Source organism: Tangfeifania sp. (assembly GCF_055108615.1).
Map to the genome: position 1 here is coordinate 26,477 of NZ_JBSQIC010000027.1, position 16,412 is coordinate 42,888.

General features: G+C 41.2%; 17 protein-coding genes. 15 read left to right on the forward strand and 2 right to left on the reverse strand.

Annotated elements, in window-relative coordinates:
* Nucleotides 1-37: 37 nt before the first annotated feature.
* The 12 genes from ACTCNA_RS08070 to ACTCNA_RS08125 all read left to right on the forward strand — a co-directional run bounded on the left by ACTCNA_RS08070 (nt 38) and on the right by ACTCNA_RS08125 (nt 12,124).
* A complete protein-coding gene (locus ACTCNA_RS08070; RefSeq protein ID WP_462947396.1) occupies nt 38-511 on the forward strand; it encodes a methylglyoxal synthase in 474 nt (157 codons plus the stop codon).
* Nucleotides 512-578: 67 nt separating this feature from the next.
* A complete protein-coding gene (locus ACTCNA_RS08075) occupies nt 579-1,292 on the forward strand; it encodes a queuosine precursor transporter (protein WP_462947397.1) in 714 nt (237 codons plus the stop codon).
* A gap of 212 nt (nt 1,293-1,504) precedes the next feature.
* A complete protein-coding gene (locus ACTCNA_RS08080) occupies nt 1,505-2,434 on the forward strand; it encodes a magnesium transporter CorA family protein (protein ID WP_462947398.1) in 930 nt (309 codons plus the stop codon).
* 4 nt (nt 2,435-2,438) lie between these two features.
* The gene (locus ACTCNA_RS08085) at nt 2,439-2,891 is read left to right on the forward strand and encodes a hypothetical protein (protein ID WP_462947399.1); all 453 of its coding nucleotides are present in this window, start codon (nt 2,439-2,441) and stop codon (nt 2,889-2,891) included.
* 100 nt (nt 2,892-2,991) lie between these two features.
* Entirely contained in the window at nt 2,992-4,395 is a 1,404-nt protein-coding gene (locus tag ACTCNA_RS08090) for a TolC family protein (RefSeq protein ID WP_462947400.1), read from the forward strand.
* A gap of 10 nt (nt 4,396-4,405) precedes the next feature.
* On the forward strand, nt 4,406-5,443 hold the full coding sequence (locus ACTCNA_RS08095; RefSeq protein WP_462947401.1) for an efflux RND transporter periplasmic adaptor subunit: 1,038 nt from the start codon (nt 4,406-4,408) through the stop codon (nt 5,441-5,443).
* Nucleotides 5,444-5,464: 21 nt separating this feature from the next.
* A complete protein-coding gene (locus ACTCNA_RS08100) occupies nt 5,465-8,545 on the forward strand; it encodes an efflux RND transporter permease subunit (RefSeq protein WP_462947402.1) in 3,081 nt (1,026 codons plus the stop codon).
* Between the two features lie 13 nt (nt 8,546-8,558).
* Entirely contained in the window at nt 8,559-8,957 is a 399-nt protein-coding gene (locus tag ACTCNA_RS08105) for a DUF2147 domain-containing protein (protein ID WP_462947403.1), read from the forward strand.
* A 39-nt stretch (nt 8,958-8,996) separates the two neighbouring features.
* Entirely contained in the window at nt 8,997-9,764 is a 768-nt protein-coding gene (locus tag ACTCNA_RS08110; RefSeq protein ID WP_462947404.1) for a hypothetical protein, read from the forward strand.
* A 12-nt stretch (nt 9,765-9,776) separates the two neighbouring features.
* Nucleotides 9,777-10,343 carry a hypothetical protein gene (locus tag ACTCNA_RS08115; protein WP_462947405.1) on the forward strand — a complete coding sequence of 189 codons (567 nt, stop codon included), beginning with the start codon at nt 9,777-9,779 and terminating at the stop codon, nt 10,341-10,343.
* Entirely contained in the window at nt 10,324-11,352 is a 1,029-nt protein-coding gene (locus ACTCNA_RS08120) for a sensor histidine kinase (protein ID WP_462947406.1), read from the forward strand. The genes ACTCNA_RS08115 and ACTCNA_RS08120 overlap by 20 nt, the downstream gene beginning before the upstream one ends.
* 1 nt (nt 11,353) lies before the next feature.
* Nucleotides 11,354-12,124, forward strand: coding sequence for a LytR/AlgR family response regulator transcription factor (locus ACTCNA_RS08125; RefSeq protein WP_462947407.1), 771 nt, complete (start codon nt 11,354-11,356; stop codon nt 12,122-12,124).
* A gap of 85 nt (nt 12,125-12,209) precedes the next feature.
* Here the strand turns inward: ACTCNA_RS08125 and ACTCNA_RS08130 are convergent, their stop codons facing one another.
* Together ACTCNA_RS08130 and ACTCNA_RS08135 are read right to left on the reverse strand one after the other, a co-directional pair.
* Nucleotides 12,210-12,944 carry a LytR/AlgR family response regulator transcription factor gene (locus tag ACTCNA_RS08130; RefSeq protein ID WP_462947408.1) on the reverse strand — a complete coding sequence of 245 codons (735 nt, stop codon included), beginning with the start codon at nt 12,942-12,944 and terminating at the stop codon, nt 12,210-12,212.
* Nucleotides 12,944-14,035 (reverse strand): sensor histidine kinase, encoded by a 1,092-nt coding sequence (locus tag ACTCNA_RS08135; protein ID WP_462947409.1) that lies wholly within the window; start codon nt 14,033-14,035, stop codon nt 12,944-12,946. The genes ACTCNA_RS08130 and ACTCNA_RS08135 overlap by 1 nt, the downstream gene beginning before the upstream one ends.
* A 213-nt stretch (nt 14,036-14,248) precedes the next feature.
* On the opposite strand from ACTCNA_RS08135, the gene ACTCNA_RS08140 reads away from it, so the two are divergent.
* The 3 genes from ACTCNA_RS08140 to ACTCNA_RS08150 all read left to right on the forward strand — a co-directional run.
* Entirely contained in the window at nt 14,249-14,662 is a 414-nt protein-coding gene (locus ACTCNA_RS08140) for a hypothetical protein (RefSeq protein ID WP_462947410.1), read from the forward strand.
* 26 nt (nt 14,663-14,688) lie between these two features.
* Nucleotides 14,689-15,477: a hypothetical protein gene (locus ACTCNA_RS08145; RefSeq protein ID WP_462947411.1), complete on the forward strand. Its 789-nt coding sequence runs from the start codon at nt 14,689-14,691 to the stop codon at nt 15,475-15,477.
* Between the two features lie 115 nt (nt 15,478-15,592).
* The coding region (locus tag ACTCNA_RS08150; RefSeq protein ID WP_462947412.1) for a zinc metalloprotease at nt 15,593-16,412 on the forward strand (820 nt) is incomplete at its 3' end.

The window sequence follows — 16,412 nt, forward strand, 5'->3', positions numbered from 1 at the left end:
TGTCATTGGATATTTGTTTTCAAAAATTTTGAAAGTCATGAAGAAAAAGAAGAATATAGGAATTGTAGCCCACGACAACCGTAAGAAAGACATTATGGAGTGGGTTTCATTCAACTGGAAAGAATTGGCACAGCACGATTTGATTTGCACCGGCACCACCGGCAAACTGGTTGAGGAGGCATTGATTGAAAAATGTGCCGCAAACGGGGTGGTGCCACCCACTGTCGCGCGGCTGAAATCCGGCCCGCTGGGCGGCGACCAGCAACTCGGTGCGCTAATTGTTGAAGGGAAGGTTGATATTTTGATATTTTTTTGGGACCCCATGCAGCCGCAACCGCACGATGTGGATGTAAAAGCACTGCTCCGCATTACGGTTCTCTACAATCTTCCAACAGCCTCGAACCGTTCTACAGCTGACTTTTTGGTGTCGTCGGAACTTTTTCATGAAAGCTACCAGCCAATTCTGAAAGATTATTCGGGCTATATTAAGCGGGATGTGGTTTTGGATTAATTTTATATTCTCGCGACCGGAAACAGAATATTAACCACCCGCAGGTTCCATCACCCTGCGGCTAAAAATGAAAAAAATGCAAAACGAATTGCTTTGGCTGGCCATGCTGCTGGCAAATTTTTTCCTGATTATTTTAGCGTACAAACTGTTTGGCAAGTGGGGCCTCATTATTTGGATTCCTGTTTCGGTAATTGTAGCCAACATCCAGGTGATTCAAACCATTGAACTGTTCGGGATGGTGGCAACGCTCGGTAACATTGTTTATGCATCATCTTTTTTGGTTACCGATATTTTATCCGAGAATTACGGGAAACAGGAAGCCAAAAAAGCCGTTTGGATTGGCTTTTTCAGTCTCATTTCCATGACGCTGCTGATGAACCTTGCCCTGGTTTTTAAACCCTTGGAAGGCGATGGGTTTGCATTGATAACCCACGAGGCAACCGGCACTATTTTTAAGCTGATGCCGCGAATTGCTGTAGCCAGTCTGGCGGCTTACCTGTTTTCGCAGCGCCACGATGTGTGGGCCTTTCATTTCTGGCGGAAACGGTTTTCAAGCGATAATCAACTCTGGTTGCGTAACAACCTTAGCACCATGGTTTCCCAACTCATCGACAGTGTGGTTTTTGTGCTTATTGCTTTTTATGGTGTTTACGAAGCCGCTGTGCTGTTCGAAATTTTTATTACCACCTACTTCCTGAAATGGATTGTGGCGGCTTCCGACACTCCGTTTGTGTACTGGGGAAAACGGATTTTTAAGAAAGCGAATTTTTGGATGGAATGATTTAATATTTTTCCAATGTATCTTTTTTCTAAACTGCCTCAGAAAAAAAAACAATGCAATGACTATCTGTTAAAAATAAAATTACTTTTGCAAACAAAATTTAAAAAAGCATGACAATGGACGAAGGCCCGTTTCATAGTATATCTAGGTACTAACACTTCTGTAAGGGCTTCTTGTTTCCTTACAGAATAAAGATGAAAGGAGACAATATCATGATTAAAATTTTCGAGACATTCGGTGGGTATGTCAAGATTTCCAAACTTCAAAAAAATTGCTGGATAAATGTTACCAATCCGACACAAAATGAAATTCAAAAATTAATTAACGACTTTGGATTGCCTAATGACCTTATTACAGATATTTTAGACCAGGACGAAAGGCCACGTATTGAGTTTGATGACGAGTGGACTTTAATAATAATGAGAATTCCGGTGGAAGTAAAAAATAATGGAGTGCCGTTTCATACAATTCCGCTTGGCATTTTTATAGCAGAAGATTTCACATTGACCCTCTGTTTGCAGGACAACGAAATTTTGCCAATTGGACAACCATCGCCGTTTCGGGATCAATACAAAAAAATTACCGATAGTGTTAATTTTATTCTTCGGTTATTTCTTCGTTCAGGAAATTTATATCTGAGATACCTAAAACAAGTAAATCAAATGACTTCATCAATTGAACAAGACCTTGAAAAATCGATTAAAAACAAGGAATTGAACAAATTACTGAAGATGGAAAAATGTTTGGTTTATTTCATCACCTCAATAAAAGCAAATGAAATTGTGTTGGCAAAACTTCGTAGTTCAAAAAAAATAACCACTGAAATAAACGAAGACTTGTTGGAAGATGCCTATATTGAGAATAAACAGGCCCTTGAAATGGCACAGATTTATTCCGATATTCAAAGCGGAATGATGGATGCGTTTGCTTCGGTTATATCAAATAATTTGAATGTGGTTATGAAACAATTAACACTTATTTCGATTATATTAATGATACCTACTTTGATAGCAAGCATATTTGGTATGAATGTTCCCAACTTTATGGAGAATTCATTATGGGCAATGCCCTCTATAATTTTTGGTTCTTTAATTTTATCATTTTTTGGGGTAATTGTATTCAGAAAAAGGCAATGGTTTTAAAGACTTGAAAATCATTGCGGAATATATTTTATCCGGCATTTTATTTTCAGATGAAACCACCGGGGTATATAACAAAACCCCCAAATTTCAACCCATTGTTGAAAACCCGCCAAAACATTTCCACCCAAATCGTGGTATATTTAAGTCATTATTAATCATCTCTGATCATTTTGACAATGAAGCCAAAACGAGCAGAGAAAAAAATTTGTTTTCTAAAGTTCAATTCGATCTTTCAATCTTGCCAAGTATTAACAAGCTGATAGACAGTGCATATGCGAGGTTGTTTAGGGTGTACAGAATGAGTAGTACGCATACGGCGGCAGAGTATTTAGCGGGGCTGTTACAAGTGAGTTTACTGATTTTTGAAACAGGGACTAAATCCATTCGGATATTTATTGTCATGCCGGTTTATGGTTATCGATTGTCGCTTTTAAAGGACTTTTCCAAACTTAAATAAACAACATAATTCGACCTCATCCTGAATAATTCGGGTTCAGCATTTTTTATCCGTCTCCTACCGGACAACAAAATTATCATTGTTCCAAAAATGGATGACAATGATGAGAATTCAAAAATTTATATTCCCGGTTATTCTTTGTGCGATTGCCTTCTCCGGGTTTGCACAAGACAATATTATTGAACAATATATTGATGAGGCGCTGGAGAGCAACATCACATTAAAACAAAAAACATTTTCGTATGAAAAAAGCCTGGAAGCCTTAAAAGAAGCCAAACGAATGTTTTTGCCCACTTTATCGCTGGAGGCCAAATATACCCATGCACAGGGAGGAAGGACAGTGGTGATCCCGTTTGGCGAAATGATGAACCCGGCTTACGATAACCTGGATATAATTAACCAGTCGATGGCAGCTACAAACCCGGGTTACCCCGACATTCCAACTTATCCTGACATTGAAGACTACACCCTCAACTTTATCCGTGAGAAAGAACAGGAGACCCGTTTGCAACTGCAAATGCCGGTTTTTAATTCAGCAATTATCCATAACCACCAGATAAAAAAGGAATTGGCTGACGTGGAAAAAATCAATGTGGATATTTACAAACGCGAGCTTGTAAAGGAAGTAAAAACAGCCTATATCAATTATTTAAGAACGCAACAGGTAGTTGAGGTTTATTCGAATTCACTTGAGGTTACCAAAGAAAACCTGAGAAATACCAGCAGTTTGTTTGAAAACGATAAGGTTACCATCGATGAGGTGTATGCTGCAAAAGCAAAAGTAAAAGAGATGGAAAAAGAACTTTCAAATGCTCAAAATGAACAAACCATGGCGGGCGCTTACCTCAATTTTTTGATGAACCGGGATTTGAATGCAGAAATTGAGATTCAGCGGCCGGATGAAATCATAATCAGTTCATATCAGTTGGAATCATTAAAAAATCAGGCGCTTCAAAGCCGCGAAGAACTAAAACAGTTGGATAAAAATATGGAAATCAATTTTCAGAAAATAAAAATGGAGAAAGGCGCTGCACTTCCTGAAGTTAGTTTGGGTGCAACTTATGGTTACCAGGGTGAAAAATATTCCTTTACCGCCGACGATGATTTTGCACAGGCCGGAGTTTTTCTTTCCTGGGATATTTTTACATCGGGACAGCGAAAAGCCAAAATCAGCCAGGCAAAAATCGATATGAAGATTGCCATTGAAAAAAAACGGGAAACCGAAAAGCAGGTACAACTGGAAGTGATGAACACCTATTACAACCTGCAAACGTCGCTTGAAGGAATCGGGCTGGCAAAGGAAGAACTCGAAAATTACAAAAAAACCTTCCAACTGGTAAATAAAAAATACCAGAACGGAATGGCCAACCACCTGGAACTGGCAAACGCATTGAATAACGAGGTAAATGCTGAAAACAAGCTGATTTTGGCCCGCTACGATTATTACATCAGCCAGATTGAGATGGAACGGATTACCTCTGCATACCAATTTGAAACAAAATAAAAATCAGATAATGAAGACTTTGAGAAAAATGTTCACCTTTTGTCTCCTTGCCGTTTTTTTGATGGCCTGTAACACAAAGACAGAGGAAACCGGCGGACCATCCAACGGAAAAGCGAAAGTTGTTGTTGAAACAGCGAATGAAATTTTATACCGTGATAAAATTTATGCCACCGGACGTGTTGCTTTAGAAAATGAATATAAACTGAGTTTCAAAACCGCCGGGATTATTGAAACAATTGCGGTAAAAGAAGGCGGGAAAGTGAGGCAGGGACAGTTGCTGGCATCATTAAAATTAGATGAAATAACAGCAAAAACAGAACAGGCAGAAATCGCCGTTGCAAAAGCCGAACGTGATTTTGGGCGTGCCACGGCATTGTATGCCGACAGTGTGGCGACACTCGAACAATTGCAGAATGCCGAATCGCAGTTAAAACATGCTAAACTCGATTTGGAAACAGCACAGTTTAATCTTCGTTATTCGCAAATCAGGGCCCCTCAAAACGGAGTAATTCAATATGTAAATGCGAAAGAAAATGAGGCGGTTCAGGCCGGGAGCCCGGTTTTACTGTTTGGCTCGCGAAGTTCGGTGAAAATTTTGAAAACGGCACTTTCCGATGCTGATGTGGTTAAAATTGCCAGAGGTGATTCCGCTTTTGTTTTATTTGACCCGTTTCCCGAAACCATTTTTCAGGGAACTGTGGATGAAATTTCGGGGACTGCGGATCCTTCCACCGGAACATACGAAGTAAAGGTTGAGATTGCTGATTCAGAAAACCTCTTAAAATCAGGTTTTATCGGAACGGTAACCATTCAGGCATCAAACAAGGTGAAATACATTGAGTTACCGGTTGAGTCGTTGGTTGTTGCCGATGGCAAGTCGGGAAAAGTTTATGTGACAAAAAACGGGGTAGCCCAAAAACGCACGATAGAAATTTATCAGATTGTAGGTGAAAAGCTGTTGGTTTCAAAAGGGATAAACGCAGGAGAAAAAGTAATCGTTGGCGGCCTTCAGGATCTTTCAAAAGAAACAGAACAAGTTGAATTTTAGGAACAAGTAACGAGTAAAAAGATGAAGAATCTTCCAAAATTTTCGATTGATAACTACCAGTTTGTATTGGTTATATTTTTAATTACGCTGGTTATGGGAATAAATTCGTTCCTGAATATGCCGCGAACAGAAGACCCGCCCATTGTAACCCCGGGTGCTCTGGTAACCATCATTTATCCGGGCGCCTCGCCACAGGATTTGGAGGAACTGGTAGTTGATCCGGTGGAAGAAAAAATAAATGAGCTGGAGAATATTGAAAATATTTCAACTACCATCAGCGACGGGTTTGCTATAGTAAATGTTTCGTTCGATTATGGAAATTATGACGAAAATGACAAATATGAGGAAGTAGTTCAGCAGGTAAATAATATTAGGCTGGATCTGCCGGAAGACATTCGCGAAATCAATTTCAGGAAAAAAACAACTACCGACACAAAAATTTTGCAGTTGGCCCTGGGTTCGGAAAACACGGAATATGAAGTTTTGGAAGACAAGGCGGAAGATTTAAAACGCCGGCTGGAACAGGTTGAAGGAATTAAACGGGTTGAAATAGTGGCTGTTCCCGAAAAACAGGTTCGGATTTCCATGCGCCCGGAGAAAATGGTAAACATGGGAATTACCATCGACAACATCAGCAATGCAGTAAATTCAAATAACCAGAATATTCCCGGCGGGGAGTTGAAAGTAGGGCAAAAGAGTTTTAATATAAAAACCAGCGGCGCTTACAATTCTCTCGACGAAATCCGGAATACGGTCGTGGGTTCTGCCAATGGTAAACTGGTTTATTTGAAAGATGTGGCGGATGTTAATTTTGATTATGAAGACCCCAGCTACATGGCGCGCTTTAATGGTGAACGCAGCATTTTTTTAACCGCCGAACAAAAAGAAGATAAAAATGTGCTCGGCATTATTGATGAGTCGATTGTTAAAATTGAAGATTTTAAGGCGGAACTGCCTGCAGGAATAGAATTGTATTACGCACACAACCAGGCCGAAAGCGTGCGTAGCAGTGTAAACAGTTTTATTATCAATTTAATTCAGGGAATTGTTTTGGTAGGGATTTTTATTCTGCTGGCCATTGGTTTTAAATCGAGCATTGTGATTATGGTGGCCATTCCTTCATCGATTCTTATTGGGTTGGGTTTCGTTGATTTGGCCGGATTTGGATTACAAAATATTTCCATAGCGGCGCTGGTTATCGCACTTGGCTTGCTGGTTGACAATTCCATCGTGGTTATTGAAAATGTTGAACGGTACCTGCATAAAGGACTAAGCGCTCGTGAAGCGGCAATAAAGGGAACTTCGCAGGTAGCAGTGGCTATTACCAGCTCAACCCTGACAACGCTTGCAGCTTTTATCCCCATCGCCATGATGAAAGATGCCGCCGGCGATTTTATGAAAAGTATGCCGGTTACAGTCGTGGCTACTTTGCTGGCCTCGTTGGTAATTGCACTAACGGTTTCGCCGCTGATGCTGACCAAATTTATAAAGCTGAACCCCGGGCAAAAACCAAAGGAACAACCTATACAGAAACGATTAAACAAATTTATTCACGGGCCTTTCAAAAAGATGCTGGTTTACAGTTTGAAACACACCGGGCTTATCCTTTTAATTGTGTTCCTTGTTTTTGGTTCATCGATTTTTGTCCTTTTTAATCATGTTGGATTCAGTTTTTTTACCCAGGCCGAACGGCCACAGTTTATGATTCAGGCTGTACTTCCCCAGGGAACCAACATTGACGAAACCAACCGGACGGCCCTGTATGTGGAATCGGTCCTGGATGAAATTCCTGAAATAAAACATTATACAACCAACGTTGGGCACGGGAACCCAAAAGTGTATTACAATTATTTTAGCCGGGAATATCAAAAGAATTTTGCTGAATTCCTGGTGGAACTTAAAGAATACGATTCTGAAAAGTTTGGTGTCCTGCTCGATTCATTAAGAAGTACGTTTGCTGACTATCCTTTTGCTGATATCAGGATAAAAGAATTCAGCCAGGGAGTTCCCAATGAAAATCCTGTGGAAGTGGTGATTTATGGCGATAATCTTATGGAATTGCAACGGGTATCGGGAGATGTGGCTGAAATGGCAGAACAGCAGCCCGGAATTATAAATGTGGATAACCGGTTGGAAGGCATTCGTACCGACCTGTATGTAAAAATCAATAAAAATAAAGCAGCCATGTTGGGGGTGCCGGTTTCGGAAATTGATAAAACGATTCGGATGGGTATGAGTGGTTCTTCCATTTCCAAATTTCGAAACGACGAAGGGAAAGAGTATGATATTATTCTTCGGCTGCCTTCTGAAAAACATGCAACTGTGGAAGATTTTCAAAAAATATTTGTCAAATCGATAAGTGGCAAACAGGTTCCTCTTAGCCAGCTTGCTTCCATAGAGTTTAAAGAAGGGCCAAGCCTGGTGACACATTACAACATGAGAAGGAGCTGTACCATTGGCGCCGATGTTGAAAAAGGGTACAATACCCTGGATGTGACCCAACAGTTGGAGGAAAAATTGAAAGCGTACAAAATGCCATCGGGCTTTACTTATTTTATGTCGGGCGAGGTGGAAAAACAGGGAAAATCATTCGGTAACCTTGGCAGCGCTGCGATGATTGCGGTACTGATTATACTGGCAATCCTGGTATTGCAGTTTAAATCGTTCCGTCAGCCTTTTATCATTTTCACATCGGTACCCATGGCGCTAATCGGTTCGTTTTATGCGCTGCTGATTACCGGCTTCACCTTCTCGTTTACGGCTTTTGTCGGGGCCGTTGCACTTATCGGGATTGTAATTAACGATGCCATAATCCTCATCGATTTTACCAATGAGCTGCGAAAGGAAGGAAGCAGCGTTTATGAAGCGCTGGTAGAAGCTGCACAAATCAGGTTTACGCCAATTTTAATAACCTCCGTTACTACTATCGGGGGAATGTTGCCGCTTACTTTACAGGGTGGTACTTTTTGGGGGCCGCTCGGCTGGACAATTATTGGCGGGTTAATGCTTTCCACAACACTCATATTGTTTGTTGTCCCGGTATTGTATAAACTACTGACTAAAAATGAAATTCAAGCTGAAACCATTCAGATAAACAATTAAAAAGACTAATACTATGAAGACAATTAAAATCCTGTTCATTTTAAGTGTGTTTTTTTCATCTCCGTCCCTTTTTGCACAAACACGAAAAAGTGTTGACGGAGATTGGCTTACGGCAAACAAAAAAAGTGTTATCCGCATTGAAACGGATGACCCGGGGAAAAGCCATTACGGGAAAGTAGTGTGGCTGGATAAAAGCGTTAATAGCGATAAAGCAAGCGGGGCTTTAGGGAAAGTGATGGTGAAAAACCTGGCCGCGACGGGGGAATTAAATAAATATAAAGGCCAGGTTTTTATTCCCCGTATGGAACGTTTTCGCGATGCCAAATTTGAACTGAAAGGGGACAAACTGCTGGTTACCATGAAAATTGGATTAACAACACGAACGGTGGAGTGGAGCCGGAAAAAAGATTAGAGCGACGGATTTTTTTGATAAACTAAATAATCTCAGGTTATGATATCTTCTTCGCATATTTCAAAAAACAGGTTTATAAAAGCCGGAATTATAAACAGGCTTAAATATTCGTTATTTATTTCAGCTTTTGTAAGTTTTGGAAACTTACATGCCCAGCAGAATGACACATGGAAACCGAACATGGAAGCGCAACCCGAAGTATCCGTCATCTTCCCGGGTAAAAAATGGGAAATTGCTGTCGGGTATGGTAGCTTACTATTTATGGAAGCTTCCAAATCGACAAAAAAAGAAGAGCCTTTCTTTCTCCCCAACGGGGTGAGCACCTGGCAGTTGGATGTAACATGGCATTTTCAGAATAAATTGGCAGCCAACTTTAACTTCGGTATTCAGCAGGAAAAAAATATTCCGCCAACTCCAAATTTATTTGCCATACTTGGCGGCGGGGAGCTGGAAATTGAAGGGAGCGGAGGAGGATTTGTCCCTGTAAAAGGCAGCATTCTGTATTATCCGTTTAAAAATCGTCTGCAACCTTTTCTGGGCACCGGCATGGGGCTGTTAATAGCTAAATCGCAATATACCGAAGTTAGGGGGAATATATTTGATGGAATAACAAAAACTGATTTCGTCAGCAAAGATATTGTTCCACTGTTTGGATTTAATGCCGGTTGTGGTTACCGGACAGGAAAATTGACGCAAATTGCCCTAAAAGCCGACTATGCAATTTCAAAAAAATTTGAAAATTCCATTGGAGGGTATTGCAGATATAACGGATTTACACTTTTAGCACAGATAGCTGTTGTGTTTTAAACTCAAAAAAAGATGTCAAAGCGAAATTTAATTATAAAATATTTTGTTGTTTTAGCCAGGATGTTGTCTCCGCTGTTTTGCGCTGCACAAAACGGACTGGAGGTATTCAGGCTGGAATATGGTTTTTATCCGGGCAATACACTGGAGAACAAAAATGGCGATACATTCGATGCGGGTTCACAAGTATTCACTGCTTCTTTCAGTTCAGAAGTAAATAAAAAGCTGCAATTTGAAACTATTCTTCCACTAAAAAGCCGCTTTTCATACCATTGGAAACCAAAAACATATATCGGGTTACAACATTCTGCCAACTACAATGCGTTTGTTGTAAGTAATAATTTCAGGACAGATGAACTGAGGTTTGGAAAAATCAGAAATATGACAGGCGGAATTTTTTGGGAACAAAAACTGTATAAAAATTTGTGGCTCACGGCGAGCGGAGGGGCGCTTTTTAGAAATGTAGTGTTTTTATATGATGAAAACCGCCACGAAACAGATAAATTAGTGGGAGGGATGAATTATTTTGTTAATTTAAAACTGTCTGTCAAAATGAACAAAAATGAAGGCAACTTTAATTAGAAATTTCTTTCCCCGGTTTGTTATTGTGTCGTTATTCTCTCTCGCCGCATTGTTTCTGTTTGGGATATTACTTGATTTTCCTGGCCGGTACGCTGCAGACTTATGGATAATTATTCCGGTATATATTTTATTTTACAATATCGCCAGCGAAGGAAACCTGCTGATTGACAAATATCTCGATAAAAAAATACCATGGTTTATTTCTGCCCGGAGAAGGATGTTTTTTCAAATTATAATTACCCTGGTCTGGACCTTCCTGGTTGTTGCTGTTCCGTTTATAATACGCCTGCTTTTTATATCCGGCGCTGAAATCAAAAATCCTAAATTTGCGATTTTTAACCTGGCTGTCGTTTCGCTTTTTATCATTGCTTTTAACGGAATTTATGTGGCAAATAATTTTTTCAGAAACTGGAAAACATCTCTCCTTGAAATTGAATGGCTAAAACAGGAAAAACTGAAAAGTGATTATAAACTTTTGCAGGATCAAATCAACCCGCATTTTTTGTTTAACAGCTTAAGCGTGCTGATGTCGGAAATAAAACACAACCCTGATGTGGCGTATGAATTTACCAAAAAGCTGTCTGATGTTTACCGTTATGTTTTACAGAACAAGAATCATCAGATTGTAAAACTGCAAAAGGAATTGCAATCGGTAAATGCATTTATTTATCTCCATAAAATAAGGCTGGGCGAAAAATTGCAGGTGTCGGTATTGGTCCGCGAAGAATTAAATGAAAAGTTTTTGCCGCCAATGACACTTCAGGTTTTAGTGGAAAATGCGATTAAACACAATATTGTTTCTGAAACAAAACCTTTAGAAATCAGTATTAAAGGGGATTCAGAAGGAATTACTGTTCAAAATAATCTTCAGGAAAAAACAATTATTGATTCAACACAAACAGGCCTGTCGAATATTAAAATGAGGTATTCCTTGCTCGGGTCAAAAAATATTAAAATAACCAAAACCGGGGATGAATTTTGTGTATTTGTACCACTTTTAGACGAGTAAAATGAAAATATTAATAATAGAAGATGAACGCCCTACCCAGCGCATGATAATTGATTTGGTGAAGGAGGTTGAGCTCGGTGCTGAAATTGTAGGCGCTATCGACAGTGTACAGGAGTCGGTGCAGTGGCTGAAATTAAACCCGCACCCCGAAATTATCCTGATGGACATCCAGCTTTCCGACGGCGTAAGTTTTGAAATTCTGAAACAGGTCCCGGTTACTTCCATGATTATTTTTATAACGGCTTTTGATGAATATGCCATCCAGGCGTTTAAAATGAACAGCCTCGATTACCTGCTTAAACCAGTTGATTCGGAAGATTTAAAAAAGGCTTTTAAAAAGTATGATTCATATAGCCGCAACTTTCTGAAACATAAAAACAGTGAAATCAATTTTGAAGAAATTGTGTCGGCAATTAAAAACGCTTCACCCAACTACCGGAAACACTTCCTGATTAAAACACATGAGAGTTTTTTTAGGTTGGCTGTTGGAGATGTTGCCTTTTTTTACAGTACCAACAAAATTACGTTTGCTGTAACTTTTTTAAGACGGGAATACCCGCTGGATATCTCGCTGGACAACCTTCGTGAACAACTCGATCCGGAACAGTTTTTTAAAATTAACCGGCAGATTATTGTCAACAGTGTTGCTATTGAAAAGATCCACGCCTATTTCCAGGGGAAGCTGGTAGTGGAAACCCAGCCCCGGCATTCAGAAAAAATTATTGTAGGGAAAGACAAAGCCGCCGAATTTAAACGCTGGCTGGACAAATGATGGTTTTCAAATCAGTCCTCTGTAATTGAATGCGAAAGAGAATCAATCACAACAGTTTTTAAAAAAAGTCGAACTTATGTGTTTTCTATTCGCTCATTCCCAACGCATTGTTTACCTCATCCCTAAAACTTCGTCCAAGTGGTAACTGTTTCTGGTTAATTTCAATCGTATTCCCAAAAACAGCATCAATATTCTTCACAGAAACAATATAGGATTTGTGCACCCTGATAAACCCTTTTTCTTTTAGAAAATTCTCCATGTTTTTCATCCGGTCGAGCTTGGTAAATTTCTTGTCCTTCGTGTGGATGACCACGTATTCTTTCATGCCTTCCACGTACAGGATGTCTCTGATATTCACCTTCACCGACTTGTAGCCCGATTTGACAAAAATAAAATCGCGGGTGGTTGTTTCGTTTTCACCGGCCGGAGACAAGCCGGTACTGATGCTGCCGACTTGTTTTTCCAAACGTCCGGCCACTTTGTTCACGGCTTTGGTAAACCGGTCAAAAGAAATAGGCTTCAGCAGGTAGTCGGCCACATCCAGTTCGTAGCCTTCGAGGGCATACTCGGAATAAGCCGTGGTAAGAATAATCGCCGGCTTTTTTTGAAGGGTACGGATAAGTTCAATCCCCGTCAGTCCCGGCATTTGAATATCCAGAAAAACCAGATCGGCTGCCCCTGTCTCAATAATTTCCCAGGCGTCCTTTGCACTGCTAAAAACAGCCAGCAGCTCAAGTTGAGGCATTTTTGCCACATAGTCGCTTAAATACTGACGGGCAATCGGCTCATCATCCACCACGATACATTTAATACTTTCCATTACAACTCCTCTTTTTTTGAAAAAACCGGAAACCGGAGCGACACCATGTACTCGTCTTCCTGTTTCACGATTTCAAGTTCATAATTTTCCCTGAAAATCAAATCCAGCCGTTTCCTTACATTTACAAGTCCAAGCCCTGCCCTTTTTGTTTGCACGGCTTTTTTATCTTCCCGGTAACTGTTTTTACAAACAAAAAAGAAACGTCCCTTGTCATCCCAGATATCCAGTTCAATCCACCCTTCATCTTCCCGGCCGATGGTCCCGTGTTTAAAACAGTTTTCTACAAAAGGAAGCAACAGCAAAGGCGGGATAAAACCAGTTTGCCGGGCCACGTTAACCGAAAGCCGGATATTTTCAGGCTGTGAGATGCGCTTTTTTTCCAGGTCGAGGTAATTCCGGATAAAATCCAGTTCTTTTTCCACCGGCACTAATTTTTGCTCGGTCTCATAAATCAGGTAGCGCATAGTGTCCGAAAGCCCCAGTACCATTTGAGGGGCAAGTTCCGACTTTGAATAGGTAAGCCCGTAAAGATTATTAAGCGTATTGAACAAAAAATGAGGGTTGACCTGCGATTTCAGGTACAGGATTTGGGCTTCCTGGCTGCGCTGTAATTCTTCACGGCTTTCCTGCTCTTTCTCAGCCTTATGTTCATACAGTCTAAACAAGGTAGCGACAAGCAGGATAACCACGTTCATAATAAATCCGGGTAAATAGGCAGCCCTGCCTGGTTTTAAACGGTTAAGCAATTCAGGATTATACCCCGGGTTCAAGTCCCTTTTCGATTCTAAAAATTCTCTTGGAACCCGGCCGGTAAAGCCCGGGACAGATTCTGGAAACAAGCCCAGCAATTTGACCCGTAATATTGAAAATACAATACATAACAAAACGGCAAACACGCCGAACAAAAGATATTTTTTGCGTTTGACCAGAAATTGGGTCGTCAACACCCACCCCGAAGCATAGAACATCCCGGCAACCAGCGAAATTCCGGCAACCGCCCTGGCTATTGCCATTGCCCAGGGCAAAAACAATGCGAAAGAAATGTAGAGGAAATAAGTGAGGGTTAACCAAACGCTGATATGTACAAGCATTTTCTTCATACGGCAATAGTACAAAATTAGTCAATTCAGGATAAACCGCTTAACCCAACGTCATTTAAACTTCAACCAATGGTCAAAACTATCAACATGCCGTTTATTGACTTGTCAGGTTATTGGTGTAAAAGAATGTGCCGTTTGATGAAAAGTTTTCCATAACGCGGCACGGAGGGCGTAAGTTTGAACCAAATTCTAAAGTGAAATATTATGCAAACAAAAAACATTTTTATTGGGACAGCAGCACTACTTGTAATAATTACGTTCAGCAGTTTTGCGCAGGGCAGGCAAGATGGTTTTCGCGAGTTGTTCAGGAAGAGCCCGGAAACCCGTGCACAAGTTGTTACTATGGTCATGAAAAACAAACTAAACATGAAGGAAGCCCAGGCCGAAAGAGCCTTACAGGTTAACCTGAAATATGCTAAGTTGAGCCAGCCCTACCTGAAAGTGGAAGGTGTGGCAATGGAAAATACCGCTGAACTGCTGGCGCTCAACAAAAAGCGAGGCGCTGAATTGAAAGCTATTCTTACTTCGGAACAAATTAAACAGGTGGAAAACATCCGGAAAGAGTGGATTGGCCGGATGGAAACCATCCTGGGCCATTTAAAAGAAAACGATTTTTAATAACCATTAACTTAAAATTTTTAAAAATGAAAACAAGAAATCTGTTATTAGCGGGTATCATTACCCTTTCAGGAATGTTAATTTTTACTTCCTGCAACAAAGATGACGAAACGGTAGCTGAAGACGAACCGGCTACCGAAGTGGAAACGGCCGAAATGGTGGCCTCAGCCCTGGCCAGCGGAACTTCCGGTGCCGCGTCGGATATTGAAACCGCCGCCGCGCTTGCCAACGAGGCGGTTGGTAACGAAAGTAACCTGAAGTCTGCCAGAACGAATGACAAAAGTTTAAGTTGTGGCGAATCGGCGGATACCACAATTGTTACCACGGGCACCAGCGTAATTACCTATGATTATACGAAAATCTATAATTACACATTGGAGTGCGACGAATCGGAGAACCCCGTGAAGCTGGATGTAAGCTTTAGCTACAACGGTGAATTCGATGCCCCCCGCATGGCTTCCACTAACTCGGGGAGCGGTGATTTTGAAATCACAAACATTGAATATACTTCCGACATGTTCCTGATAAACGGCACGTGGCAACGAAGTGGCGGGTTCGAGTCTAAAATCCGTAACAAGGCAAACCGCCAGGCCACGATTCAATTCGAGCTTGTTGATGTAGCCGTTGAAAAAGAACCTAAGGAAATCGACAACGGGACCATTCATTTCACTATTGAAGGTGGTAGTGGACACGGTTCTTTCAGTTACGAAGGGACCATCACGTTTACCGGCAACGGGGAAGCAACTATCGAAATCTCCGGTTCCCGCTATGTTACCAACATGGAAACAGGCGAGGTGGAAGAAGAAGGGGCTTAAAGGAAAGAAAAACAGGAAAAGGTAGTTTTTGTTTATAGGTAGTCCCTAATAAATTACACATCTCACATGCCGGTGATAATTCACCGGCATGTTTTTCACTTTAAAATGGTTTTAAATGAAAAGATATATATCATTCTTTTTCTTTTTGAACATGTTAATCCTTTTTAGTTCCGGTTTACATGCCCAGAGGTGCGGAACGATGGCCTTTGATAGTTTAAGAAGGGAGAAATATTCTCTTCCTTCCCTGGCAGATTTTGAAAATTGGATGAACAAAAAGATGACTCAGGATATCAGGTTGAAGTCTGTCCAGATATATCGCATACCGGTTATTGTACATGTGGTACATAACGGCGAAAATCCGGGTGAAGGTGCCAATATTAGCTATGAACAGGTTGCGTCCCAGGTTCAGGTATTAAATGAAGATTACAGGCGTATGGCCGGCACCCGCGGGTATAACAACGATCCTGACGGGGCCGATACGGGCATTGAATTTTACCTTGCCGGATACGGCCCCGATGGTGAAGTCCTGCCCGAGCCAGGTGTTGACCGCATATTTGACGGGAGGCCCGTTTGGCCGGCGAGCCCGGTCCGCAACCCCATTGAAACCGAACTTAAACCCGCTACAATATGGGATACTGAAAGGTACTTTAATATATGGACCGTTAATTTTGGCGGGTTTGTATCAAGAAACTTGTTGGGCTACGCACAGTTCCCGGATATGTCGGGCCTGGACGGGCTGGAAAGCTCAAACGGGAGCGCTGAAACCGATGGGGTAGTAATAGGTTACCAGTATTTCGGGAGCAGCGGCAAAGGGAATTTTCCTGAACTTTACGCCCCCTATGACCTGGGCAGGACAACCACGCACGAAGTAGGGCACTGGCTGGGCCTTCGCCATATTTGGGGCGACGGGGACTGTTCCGCTGATGATTATTGCA

What these genes read in the sequence shown, in the direction of transcription:
- ACTCNA_RS08070 (WP_462947396.1), top strand. Translation starts at nt 38, where the DNA reads ATGAAGAAAAAGAAGAATATAGGAATTGTAGCCCACGACAACCGTAAG.
- ACTCNA_RS08075 (WP_462947397.1), top strand. Translation starts at nt 579, where the DNA reads ATGAAAAAAATGCAAAACGAATTGCTTTGGCTGGCCATGCTGCTGGCA.
- ACTCNA_RS08080 (WP_462947398.1), top strand. Translation starts at nt 1,505, where the DNA reads ATGATTAAAATTTTCGAGACATTCGGTGGGTATGTCAAGATTTCCAAA.
- ACTCNA_RS08090 (WP_462947400.1), top strand. Translation starts at nt 2,992, where the DNA reads ATGATGAGAATTCAAAAATTTATATTCCCGGTTATTCTTTGTGCGATT.
- ACTCNA_RS08095 (WP_462947401.1), top strand. Translation starts at nt 4,406, where the DNA reads ATGAAGACTTTGAGAAAAATGTTCACCTTTTGTCTCCTTGCCGTTTTT.
- ACTCNA_RS08100 (WP_462947402.1), top strand. Translation starts at nt 5,465, where the DNA reads ATGAAGAATCTTCCAAAATTTTCGATTGATAACTACCAGTTTGTATTG.
- ACTCNA_RS08105 (WP_462947403.1), top strand. Translation starts at nt 8,559, where the DNA reads ATGAAGACAATTAAAATCCTGTTCATTTTAAGTGTGTTTTTTTCATCT.
- ACTCNA_RS08110 (WP_462947404.1), top strand. Translation starts at nt 8,997, where the DNA reads ATGATATCTTCTTCGCATATTTCAAAAAACAGGTTTATAAAAGCCGGA.
- ACTCNA_RS08115 (WP_462947405.1), top strand. Translation starts at nt 9,777, where the DNA reads ATGTCAAAGCGAAATTTAATTATAAAATATTTTGTTGTTTTAGCCAGG.
- ACTCNA_RS08120 (WP_462947406.1), top strand. Translation starts at nt 10,324, where the DNA reads ATGAAGGCAACTTTAATTAGAAATTTCTTTCCCCGGTTTGTTATTGTG.
- ACTCNA_RS08125 (WP_462947407.1), top strand. Translation starts at nt 11,354, where the DNA reads ATGAAAATATTAATAATAGAAGATGAACGCCCTACCCAGCGCATGATA.
- ACTCNA_RS08130 (WP_462947408.1), bottom strand. Translation starts at nt 12,944, where the DNA reads ATGGAAAGTATTAAATGTATCGTGGTGGATGATGAGCCGATTGCCCGT.
- ACTCNA_RS08135 (WP_462947409.1), bottom strand. Translation starts at nt 14,035, where the DNA reads ATGCTTGTACATATCAGCGTTTGGTTAACCCTCACTTATTTCCTCTAC.
- ACTCNA_RS08140 (WP_462947410.1), top strand. Translation starts at nt 14,249, where the DNA reads ATGCAAACAAAAAACATTTTTATTGGGACAGCAGCACTACTTGTAATA.
- ACTCNA_RS08145 (WP_462947411.1), top strand. Translation starts at nt 14,689, where the DNA reads ATGAAAACAAGAAATCTGTTATTAGCGGGTATCATTACCCTTTCAGGA.